General features: G+C 68.0%; 7 protein-coding genes. 1 reads left to right on the top strand and 6 read right to left on the bottom strand.

Translation table 11 applies throughout. The annotated features are described in order from the left end of the window. Positions 1-249 precede the first annotated feature (249 nt). From clpB to VGT00_17750, 6 genes are all read right to left on the bottom strand, one after another. Positions 250-2,847: an ATP-dependent chaperone ClpB gene (gene clpB, locus VGT00_17775; GenBank protein HEV8533276.1), complete on the bottom strand. Its 2,598-nt coding sequence runs from the start codon at positions 2,845-2,847 to the stop codon at positions 250-252. Further along, a complete protein-coding gene (locus VGT00_17770; GenBank protein HEV8533275.1) occupies positions 2,844-3,905 on the bottom strand; it encodes a DnaJ C-terminal domain-containing protein in 1,062 nt (353 codons plus the stop codon). Before VGT00_17770 ends, clpB begins: the two co-directional genes overlap by 4 nt. A gap of 147 nt (positions 3,906-4,052) precedes the next feature. Next, a complete protein-coding gene (locus VGT00_17765) occupies positions 4,053-5,558 on the bottom strand; it encodes a DegQ family serine endoprotease (protein HEV8533274.1) in 1,506 nt (501 codons plus the stop codon). Next, positions 5,555-7,456 (bottom strand): ATP-dependent zinc metalloprotease FtsH, encoded by a 1,902-nt coding sequence (gene ftsH / locus VGT00_17760; GenBank protein HEV8533273.1) that lies wholly within the window; start codon positions 7,454-7,456, stop codon positions 5,555-5,557. The genes VGT00_17765 and ftsH overlap by 4 nt, the downstream gene beginning before the upstream one ends. Positions 7,457-7,736: 280 nt before the next feature. Continuing rightward, the gene (locus VGT00_17755; GenBank protein HEV8533272.1) at positions 7,737-8,426 is read right to left on the bottom strand and encodes a hypothetical protein; all 690 of its coding nucleotides are present in this window, start codon (positions 8,424-8,426) and stop codon (positions 7,737-7,739) included. Positions 8,427-8,429: 3 nt separating this feature from the next. Continuing rightward, positions 8,430-8,690: a hypothetical protein gene (locus VGT00_17750; GenBank protein HEV8533271.1), complete on the bottom strand. Its 261-nt coding sequence runs from the start codon at positions 8,688-8,690 to the stop codon at positions 8,430-8,432. Between the two features lie 156 nt (positions 8,691-8,846). On the opposite strand from VGT00_17750, the gene VGT00_17745 reads away from it, so the two are divergent. After that, positions 8,847-9,749, top strand: coding sequence for a PAC2 family protein (locus VGT00_17745; GenBank protein HEV8533270.1), 903 nt, complete (start codon positions 8,847-8,849; stop codon positions 9,747-9,749). Positions 9,750-9,934 lie beyond the last annotated feature (185 nt).

Genomic DNA, 9,934 nt, shown 5'->3' with positions numbered 1-9,934 from the left:
GGCCTCGATCGGCTTGATGAACACACCGAACATGGCGCGCACGCCCGAGCCCGCCAGCATCACGACGACGACGGCCGAGAGGACTATCCAGCCGAAGTACAGCTTCTTCCGCGAGTCGGTCACGAGATCCCTCCGGCAACTTTCCGCTTGAGACGTCGCGCGGGCCCCGAGAGATTCATCGTGCGAGCGCGAGGAGCCCCCGGCGAGGAACCTCGCCGGGGGCCGAAGGGCGGCGAAGACGAGCGCCCGTCACGCGGGCTTGGCGTCGACCTGCTTGCGGAAGACGATCTCGCCGCCCGCGGCGTCGGCTACCACGGCATCGCCGTCCGCGAACTCGCCGCTCAGGATCTTGAGGGCGAGGGGATCCTGGATCAGGCGCTGGATGGTCCGCTTGAGGGGCCGGGCGCCGTACACAGGATCGTAGCCCTCGCGCGCGAGCAGCTCCTCGGCGGCCGGAGTCAGCGTGAGCGTGATGCGCTTGTCGGCCAGACGCTTCATGAGGAAGGCCGTCTGGATCTTGACGATGCGGCTGATCTCCTCGCGACCGAGGGCCTTGAAGACCACCACCTCGTCGATGCGGTTGAGGAACTCCGGCCGCAGCGACTGGCGCAGCGTCTCCATGATCTGGGCGCGCACGCGCTTGGGCTCCTCCTCCTCGCGGAAGAGATGGCTGCCCAGGTTCGAGGTCATGATGACCACGGTGTTCCGGAAGTCCACTGTCCGGCCGTGGCCGTCCGTGAGCCGTCCGTCGTCGAGGAGCTGGAGCAGCACGTTGAAGACGTCGCCATGCGCCTTCTCGATCTCGTCGAAGAGGATCACGGAGTACGGGCGCCGCCTCACGGCCTCGGTCAGCTGGCCGCCCTCGTCGTAGCCGACATAGCCGGGCGGCGCGCCGATGAGCCGCGCCACCGCGTGCTTCTCCATGTACTCGGACATGTCGATGCGGATCATGGCGCGCTCGTCGTCGAAGAGGAACTCCGCGAGGGCTCGGGCCAGCTCGGTCTTGCCCACGCCCGTCGGTCCCAGGAACAGGAAGGAGCCGATGGGTCGATTGGGGTCGGAGAGACCGGAGCGCGCGCGGCGCACGGCATTGGCCACGGCCACGATGGCTTCGCTCTGACCCACCACCCGGCGACCCAGGCGCTCCTCCATCTGAACGAGCTTCTGGACCTCGGCCTCGAGGAGCCGCGTCACGGGAATGCCTGTCCACTTGGCCACCGTCTCGGCCACGTCCTCCTCGTCCACCTCTTCCTTGAGCATCCGTTGATCTTTCTGGAGCTCGGCCAGGCGCTCGTTCTCGGCCTTGAGCCGGGCGTCCAGCTCGGCCAGGGTGCCGTACTGCAGGCGCGAGGCCTTCTCGAGGTCGCCGCGCCGCTTGGCCTCCTCGATGGCCATGCGGGCCGCCTCCGTCTCCTCCTTGATCTTGCCCATGGCCGTGATGGCGGCCTTCTCCGCCTGCCAGTGCGACTTGAGCGCAGCGGACTTCTCCTTGAGCTCGGCCAGCTCGGCCTCGAGCCGGGCCAGACGATCCCTGGAGACGGCGTCCGACTCGCGCGCCACGGACACCCGCTCGATGCCGAGCTGCATGATGCGCCGCTCGATCTCGTCGATCTCGTGCGGCAGGGAGTCGATCTCGATCCGGAGCCTCGAGGCGGCCTCATCGATCAGGTCAATGGCCTTGTCGGGGAGGAAGCGATCCGCGATGTACCGGTGGGAGAGCACGGCCGCGGCCACGAGGGCCGAGTCCTTGATCTTGACCTTGTGGTGGACCTCGTACTTCTCCTTGAGGCCGCGCAGAATCGCGATGGTGTCCTCGACCGAGGGCTCCTTGACCATGACGGGCTGGAAGCGGCGCTCGAGGGCGGGGTCCTTCTCGACGTGCTTGCGGTACTCGTCGAGAGTGGTCGCGCCCACGCAGCGGAGCTCGCCGCGGGCCAGGGCTGGCTTGAGCATGTTGGCTGCGTCCACCGCGCCCTCCGCGGCGCCCGCGCCCACCAGGGTGTGGAGCTCGTCGATGAAGCAGATGATCTCGCCTTCGCTCTCCGTGATCTCGCGCAGCACGGCCTTGAGGCGGTCCTCGAACTCCCCGCGGTACTTGGAGCCCGCCACCATGGCCCCGATGTCGAGGGCGAGCAGTCGCTTGCCCTTGAGCCCCTCGGGCACGTCGCCCGCCACGATGCGCTGGGCCAGACCCTCGACGATGGCGGTCTTGCCCACGCCGGGCTCCCCGATGAGGACGGGGTTGTTCTTGGTGCGCCGCGAGAGCACCTGGATCACGCGACGAATCTCCTCGTCGCGCCCGATGACGGGGTCGAGCTTGCCCTTCCGCGCGAGCTCCGTCAGGTCCTTGGCATAGCGCTGGAGCGCCTGATACTTCTCCTCGGGATTGGCGTCGGTGACGCGCTGGGAGCCGCGCACCTCGACGAGGGCCTTGTAGATCGCCTCGGGGGTGACGCCGGCCTTGGCGAGGATGCGCGCCGCCGCGCCCGACTTGTCCTGGGAGATGCCGATGAGCAGATGCTCGGTCGAGCAGTATTCGTCCTTCAGGCGCTGGGCCTCGTCCCAGGCCCGGTTGAACGCGGCCTCGAGACGCTCCGAGGCGTACTGCCGTCCGCCGCCCCCCTGGACGCGCGGCAGCTTGTCGAGCTCCGCCTGGACTTCGCGGGCAATGGTCTCGCCCCGCGCGCCCAGCTTGGCCAGGAGCGGGCCGACCACGCCTTCCTGCTGCTGGAGGAGGGCCAGGAGCAGATGCTCCGGCACGATGGCCTGATGGTTGCCCTGGTCCGCCAGCGATTGCGCCGCCTGGACGGCCTCCTGCGCCTTCACGGTGAACTTGTCGAACTTCATCTCGTCCCCTCGGTCCGTAGATTCTTGAGCTCCTGATAGAGCTCGCGCTCCCGCGGGGACAGCCCCGCGGGGATGGTCACCTCCACCCGCACGAACTGATCGCCCGCCCCGCCGCCCTTGAGGTGCGGCATGCCATAGCCGGGCAGCCGGAACGTCCGGCCGCTCGAGGTCTCGGGCGGAATCTTCATCGACACCTGTCCCTTGAGGGTGGGGACGGACAGCTCGGTGCCGAGAGCAGCATCGTGAGCGGGCACCTCGACGGCCACGTGCAGATCATCGCCCTTCCGCTCGAAGCGCGGATCGGACCTTACGGTGACGTTCAGATAGAGGTCGCCGCGTCCACCGCCCGCGGCCCCGCCTGGTCCCTCGCCGGCCACGCGTACGCGCGAGCCCGTGGTCACGCCCGCCGGGACTTTGACTTCGAGGTTGCGCCGCCCTCTTGCCCATCCCGTGCCGTGGCACTGGGAGCAGGGCTTGCGATTGACATGGCCGGCGCCCCCGCACGTCGCGCAGGGCTCGTCAAGCTCGAGCGAGATCGTTCTGCGCGTGCCGCGGAAAGCTTCGTCGAGGGAAAGCTCGATGCCCGCCTCGGCGTCGCCGCCGCGATCGGCGCCGCCGCCAAAGTCCCGCCCGAAATTGAGGTTGCCGAGGTCCTCGAAGTCCACCTCGGTGATGCGACCCCCCCGTCGGAATCCGCCGCTGCCCACATCGCCGAATATCGTGCGGAAGAAGTCGGAGAATCCCCCGCCGGCGCCGCCGCTTCCGAAATGGACCTCGCCCTGTCCGAAGGGAGCGCCTTCGTGCGGCGACCGGGCCCCCGCGCCCGCCTGGGCGAAGCGCTGCCAGTCGGGGCCGAGTGTGTCGTAGCGCTTCCGCTTCTCCGGGTCGCCCAGCACCTCGTAGGCCTCGGACACCTCCTGGAAGCGGCTCGCCGAGTCCTTACCCTTGGCCACGTCGGGATGGTACTTGCGCGCGAGCCGCCGATAGGCCGTCTTGATGGCCTTCTCGTCGGCGGTCTTCCCGACCCCGAGAATCTTGTAGTAGTCCTTGTATTCCATGGTCTTGAACGCGAAGGGGGCCCTCGGTCAGCGCCCCCTGTCCTCTAGAAGTGTAGCAGACGCATCCGAACGTGCGGAGATCGGCGCGCTGCCGCTGCGCAAACTACGCAAGAGCGCGCGGACGCCCGAGGCCCACCGCCTAGCTGGTCATCCCTTGGCGATGGAGAACGCGACGTAGAGCGACTGCGGCCCGCGCTGGAGGAGCACGGTCACCCGGTCGCCCCCCTTCAGTCCCTGCGTTGCCCGCTCGAAGTCTTGCAACGACCGGATGCGCTGGCGGTTGACCTCGCGGATGACATCGCCGCGCTGCAGTCCCGCCTCGGCGGCCGGGCTATCCTCGTCCACCCGCGCCACCACCACGCCTTCGGTCGTGCGCAGATTGAGCTGGCGGGCGATCTCGGGAGTCAGGGGCCGGGCATCCAGCCCCAAGAGGCTCTTGCCCTTGCCGCCCTGCTCGGAGGCCTGGGCGGTTTCATCCGGCGTCTCGCCGATCTTGATCTCGAGGGACTTCTCGCTCTTGTCGCGCCAGACCTTGACGGGCACCCCCTTGCCGGGGGTGGTCACCGCCACGATCTTCTGGAGATCCTGGGGGGCGTCCACCTTCTTGCCGTCGAATTCGGTCAGGATATCGCCGGAGGTCAGACCCGCCTTGTCGGCCGGGCTGTCCTTGATGACGTCGGCGACCAGCACGCCCTTGGCCTCCTTGAGCCCGAAGCTCTTCGCCAGCTCGGGCGTGAGGGGCTGGATGGAGACGCCGAGCCAGCCGCGCGTGATCTTGCCCTTGGCGGCGAGCTCGGTGTAGATGCGCTTGGCCATATTGGACGGGATGGAGAAACCGATGCCCACATTGCCGCCCGAGCGGGACAGGATGGCGCTGTTGATGCCGATGACCTCGCCCGACATGTTGACGAGCGGACCGCCGGAATTGCCCGGGTTGATGGCCGCGTCGGTCTGGATGAAGTCGCTGAAGGGATTGCCTGGCTCGATCGAGCGGCCCTTGGCGCTGATGATGCCGGCCGTCACCGTCTGCTGGAGGCCGAAGGGGGAGCCGATGGCGAGCACCCAGTCGCCGACCTTGATCTTGTCCGAATCGCCGAGCACGGCCGCGGGGTAGGGACCGCCTCCCTGGAGCCGGAGCACGGCCAGGTCTGTCCGCTTGTCGAGCCCCACGATCTTGGCCTTGTGCTTCTTGCCCTCCGCCGTGACCACCTCGATCTCGGTGGCCCGTTCGACGACATGAGCGTTGGTGAGGCAGATACCCGAGGAGTCCACGATGACGCCGGAGCCGAGGCTCCGCTGCTGCTGCTGGCGCTCCGGGGCGTCGCCGAAGAATCGGCGGAAGAACTCGTCGCCGAAGAATTCCTCTATCGGGGTACGGCCGCCCGTGCCGCGGGTGAGCGTATTGATATTGACCACGGCCGGACTGACCGCCTCGGCGATTCTGGAAAAGCTGCCCGAGGGCACGGGCAGAGCGGCCGGCACCACGGGACCCGTCACGGACGGGGGCGGCGGCGTGTCGCGCGCGGGGGTGGCCTCGTGAGCGGGCGGCCTGGCCAGATCAACCGCGCTCGCGCCCCACGAGCCCAGGCCCACGCCGAGGGCGGCGGCAATCACGAGCATGACGACGAGCGTCCCACGCCTGACCACGATCATCGCTTCTCCTCCACGGGCTCGCCGGCCAGCAGGTGCCGCAGGCGGTCGCCTTCGAGTGTCTCTTTCGCTTTCAACTCCGCGGCCGCGGCCAGGAGCACGACCTTGCGGTCCGTGATCAATCCGCGCACACGGTCATAGATCCGGTCGATGATGGCGCGCGTCTCCCCGTCGATGGCGCGCGCGGTGTCTTCGCTGTACTCCCGCTCCGCGGTAATGCCCGCGCCTTTGAGGAAGAGGGCCTGTCGCCCCCCTCCGAAGGTCATGGGGCCGAGGTGCTCGGACATACCGTACTGCATGACCATGAGGCGCGCCATCTCCGTGGCGCGGTCGAGGTCATTGTGGGCGCCCGTGGAGATCTCGCCGTACACGACCTCTTCGGCCGCCCGCCCCCCCAGGAGGACCGCGATGCGGTCCTCGAGCTCGCTGCGCGTGAGCAGGTAGCGGTCCTCCAGGGGCAGCTGATACGTGGCGCCGAGGGCGCCCACCCCGCGCGGGATGATCGTCACCTTGTGCACGGGGTCGGCCTGGGGCAGGGACGAGGCCACGAGGGCATGGCCGATCTCGTGGTGGGCGACGATATCGCGCTCCTTCTCGGAGAGCACTCGGCTCTTGCGCTCGAGCCCGCCCACCACGCGATCGACGGCCTCGTCGAGGTCGGCCATGTCCACGGCGTCCTTGCCCTTGCGAGCCGCGAGCAGGGCGGCCTCGTTCATCAGGTTGGCCAGGTCGGCGCCCGCCATGCCGGCGGTGCGGGCAGCGAGCACGCGAAGGTCCGCGCTGGGGGCCAGGATGACGTTGCGCGCGTGGACCCGCAGGATGGCCTCGCGTCCCTTGACGTCGGGCTTGTCCACCACCACCTGGCGGTCGAAGCGGCCCGCGCGCAGCAGGGCGGGATCGAGCACTTCGGGGCGGTTGGTCGCGGCCATGATGATGACGCCCTTGGAGGAGTCGAAGCCGTCCATCTCGGCCAGGAGCTGGTTGAGAGTCTGCTCGCGCTCGTCGTGACCGCCCACGAAGCCCGTGGTCCCCGCGCGTGTCTTGCCGATGGCGTCGAGCTCGTCGATGAAGACGATGCAGGGCGCTTTCTCCTTGGCCTGCTCGAACAGGTCGCGCACCCGCGAGGCTCCCACTCCCACGAACATCTCGACGAACTCCGAGCCGGAGAGGAAGAAGAACGGGACGTCGGCCTCGCCGGCCACGGCGCGGGCGAGAAGCGTCTTGCCCGTGCCGGGCGGGCCGACGAGCAACACGCCCTTGGGGATGCGGCCACCCAGCCGCTGGTACTTCTTGGGATTCTTGAGGAAGTCCACGATCTCTATGAGCTCGGCCTTGGCCTCGTCCACGCCGGCCACGTCCGCGAAGGTCGTCTTCAGCTCCTTGCGATCGTAGATCTTGGCCTTGGAGCGCCCGAAGGACAGGGCCTGGGTCGGCCCTCCGCTCATCCGGCGCATCAGGAAGAGCCAGATGCCGACCATGAGCCCGAGGGGGACTATCCAGCCGAAGAGGAAGTCTCGCCAGAAGGTGCTCTCGACGCGTCCCGAGAACTCTATCTTGTGCTGCTCGAGCTCCTTGACGAGCGAGCCGTCGTCGATGCCGGGGATGCGCGTGGTGGTGAAGGTGGTGAGGGCCTGGTCGACCCCGACCAGGCTGCGCACCTTGTCGCCCGGCCCGGGCTGCGGGGCGGGCAGGGCGCCGGGCTTGAGCGTCCCGCGGATCTCGCGGTCAGTGAGCGAGACCTTCTCGACCTTGCCCTCGCGGACGAGCTGCAGGAATTTGCTCATCGGGATCTCGACTGTCCGAGGAGCCAGCAGCCAGCTCTGGACCAGGGACAGGACGACCACCGCGATGAGCAGATAGACCAGCGAAAACTGGGTCTTCTGCCGCACGGGGAGTTTCATGGAAAAGCCTTGCCGTCATGCTATCGGAGGCCCAGGGACCTGTCAAACATCGAGCCCCATAGGTCCCTTCACCAAGATTCTGTAGGCGGTTCAAAAAGGCCCAGATGCGAGGCGGCGCCCGAAGGCCGCAGGTGAGGCGTACTCTCTGTACGTTGAACCTGCGGATCAACTCAGCTCTCGTCTCACGACGGCCAGGGGCCGCCGCTCAACTCGAAGGGCGGGGCGCCAACGAAGCAGATGGGCCCTTTTCAGCAGCCTGAGATGGGCCCTTTTCAGCAGCCTACGGGCAGGTGATGCCTTTCTGGACCTCGTAATTTGGAATCTTGTAGGTGGCGACGAAGTTATCGTCCCAGATCTCGAGCGGCAAGCGGCCCATCTCCTTCTCGCCGTCGTAGAAGTAGATCTTCATCTTGTCCACCCAGTCGCCGGCTGGCAAGGCATTGCCGAGAAAGGCCCGCGTGGTCGCCTGATCCATGAAGGCGGCGAGCGTCTCGAGCGTGGGCTGCTTGGGATCGCTGCCCGGTTTCACCCAGGCCAGCACCAGCGAAAACCCGTAGACGTCCGGGTCCGAGGCCAGGCCTTGCATGGCGGCCATGCGCCGGATCATGGGCACCCCGTAGCGCGAGAAGACCGCGGAGGCCTGGCGCGCCGGCGAGAGGGCGGCAAAACTCTTGTCCTGACCCTGCTCGATATACAGCCAGAGCGCGGCGAACCGGTCATCCGTCGCCGGCTCCTTGGCGTTTCTCTTGAAGCCCAGGCCGTTCTTGATCTCCAGATAGGGCAGGCAGTGATAGACGTACTCGGAGAATTGCAGGAGCTGGGGGCGGTACTTGACGGCGAGGGCGCGGGCCTTTGCCGTCGTGTGCTTTTCGACCGGGAGAAGGTAGTCGGCCGGTGCCGCCTGGACGGGCGCCGCGGCGCCCGCCGCGAGAAGAGCGGCGAGGGCCGCGGCCATAGCCCGACGGTTCATGAACTAGTTCTGGATGATCTGACCGGGCTCGACGCTGATCTGCTTGCCCCACCAGTTCTCGGTGCGCGAGGCCTCGATGTCGAGGCGCGTCACCTTCGGGTTGGTGCCCTCGAGGTTGTTCCGCATCGAGAACATCCCGTGGTCGCCCGACGCGAAGTGAGTCGTGTGGCCCCGCCATTCCGCCCATTGCTCCGACGAGGCGCAGGCGCCAGCCAGGAGAGCGACCCCGAGAAGCGCCGCAGCCAACGTGATCTTGGAGCGCATATCCGTAGCCTCCTGTATGAGGGGGATGCCCAGTCGCACCAGCGCCGCCCATGATACGGGCGGGTGGCGCGGCGAGTCAACTTCAAATCGGGTTCTACGCTTTTGCCCTTGCAGGGATGCGCGGCGTCGGGCATCCTGCGAGCAGGACGAAAGTCGATGCCTCCGACCGATGCCTTGGTCCTCTTCGAAGAGCCGGACGGGCTCCGCCAGCCCGTCCTCATCGTCGCATTCTCCGGCTGGAATGACGCGGCCGAATCGGCCACCACGGCCGCTCGTTACCTGGGCCAGCTCTGGCCTTCCCGTCCGCTCGCGAGCATAGACCCGGAAGAGTTCTACCACTTCGGCCTCTCCCGGCCCTACGTCCGTTTCAAGTCCGAATCCTCGCAGGAGCGCGAGATCGTCTGGCCGTCCACCGACTTCTCCCTGGCCACGCCGTCAGCGCTGGACCGGGACCTCATTGTTGGTGTAGCCATCGAGCCCCATCTCAGGTGGCGTACGTACTGCGGCGCCGTGCTCGATCTCGCGCGACGGGTGGGGGCATCGCTGGTGCTGACCCTGGGTGCCCTCCTGGCCGAAGTGGCGCATACGCGCCCCGTGAAGCTCGTGGGGGGGGCCTATGACCCGGAGCTCGCCGCGCGTCTTGGCCTGCGCGCGTCGCGCTACGAGGGACCGACGGGGATCGTCGGCGTGCTCAACATCATGTGTCGCGAGGAGGGCATCCCCCAGGCCAGCCTCTGGGCCAATGTCCCTCACTATGTCTCGGGCGTCGAGAACCCCAAGGCGGCCATGGCCCTCGTGCGGCGGGTCCTGGTGCTGCTCGGAGCCGAGGCGGACCTCTCGGACCTGGTGGAGGCTTCCCGCCAATTCGACCAGAACCTCAACGAGGTGGTCGGCCAGAACGCGAAGATCGCCGAGTACGTCCGCAAGCTCGAGCGGAAGCCGCCGGACGAGGATGAGGCCGCCGAGCCCACTTCGCCGAGCGACGAGCTTCCGCCGTCGGCGGACCTCGTGGCGGAGATCGAGCAGTTCCTGCGTCAGCAGCGCCCCGACCCTTCTTAGCGGGCGGCGTCTAGCGTCCGTACGATTGACCCGATGGGCGTGGGCCGGGTGCCGTCCTACGCTCATACCTCCTCGCCTCGCGCGCCACCTCGCTCGGGCGCCTCCGCCCGCCCCCCCATCCCCCCGGAAGCGGGGGGTGCGCTCGCCGCCCCGCCTGCGGCGGGGACGGCTCGCGGGGCGGAGGC

The sequence above is a fragment of the Candidatus Methylomirabilota bacterium genome, assembly GCA_036002485.1.
GTDB lineage: Bacteria > Methylomirabilota > Methylomirabilia > Rokubacteriales > CSP1-6 > AR37.
This window is presented reverse-complemented; position numbering and strand designations above follow the sequence as displayed.

Excerpts from the sequence above, each read along its gene's own strand:
- clpB (HEV8533276.1), bottom strand. The coding sequence starts at position 2,847 with ATGAAGTTCGACAAGTTCACCGTGAAGGCGCAGGAGGCCGTCCAGGCG.
- VGT00_17770 (HEV8533275.1), bottom strand. The coding sequence starts at position 3,905 with ATGGAATACAAGGACTACTACAAGATTCTCGGGGTCGGGAAGACCGCC.
- VGT00_17765 (HEV8533274.1), bottom strand. The coding sequence starts at position 5,558 with ATGATCGTGGTCAGGCGTGGGACGCTCGTCGTCATGCTCGTGATTGCC.
- ftsH (HEV8533273.1), bottom strand. The coding sequence starts at position 7,456 with ATGAAACTCCCCGTGCGGCAGAAGACCCAGTTTTCGCTGGTCTATCTG.
- VGT00_17755 (HEV8533272.1), bottom strand. The coding sequence starts at position 8,426 with ATGAACCGTCGGGCTATGGCCGCGGCCCTCGCCGCTCTTCTCGCGGCG.
- VGT00_17750 (HEV8533271.1), bottom strand. The coding sequence starts at position 8,690 with ATGCGCTCCAAGATCACGTTGGCTGCGGCGCTTCTCGGGGTCGCTCTC.
- VGT00_17745 (HEV8533270.1), top strand. The coding sequence starts at position 8,847 with ATGCCTCCGACCGATGCCTTGGTCCTCTTCGAAGAGCCGGACGGGCTC.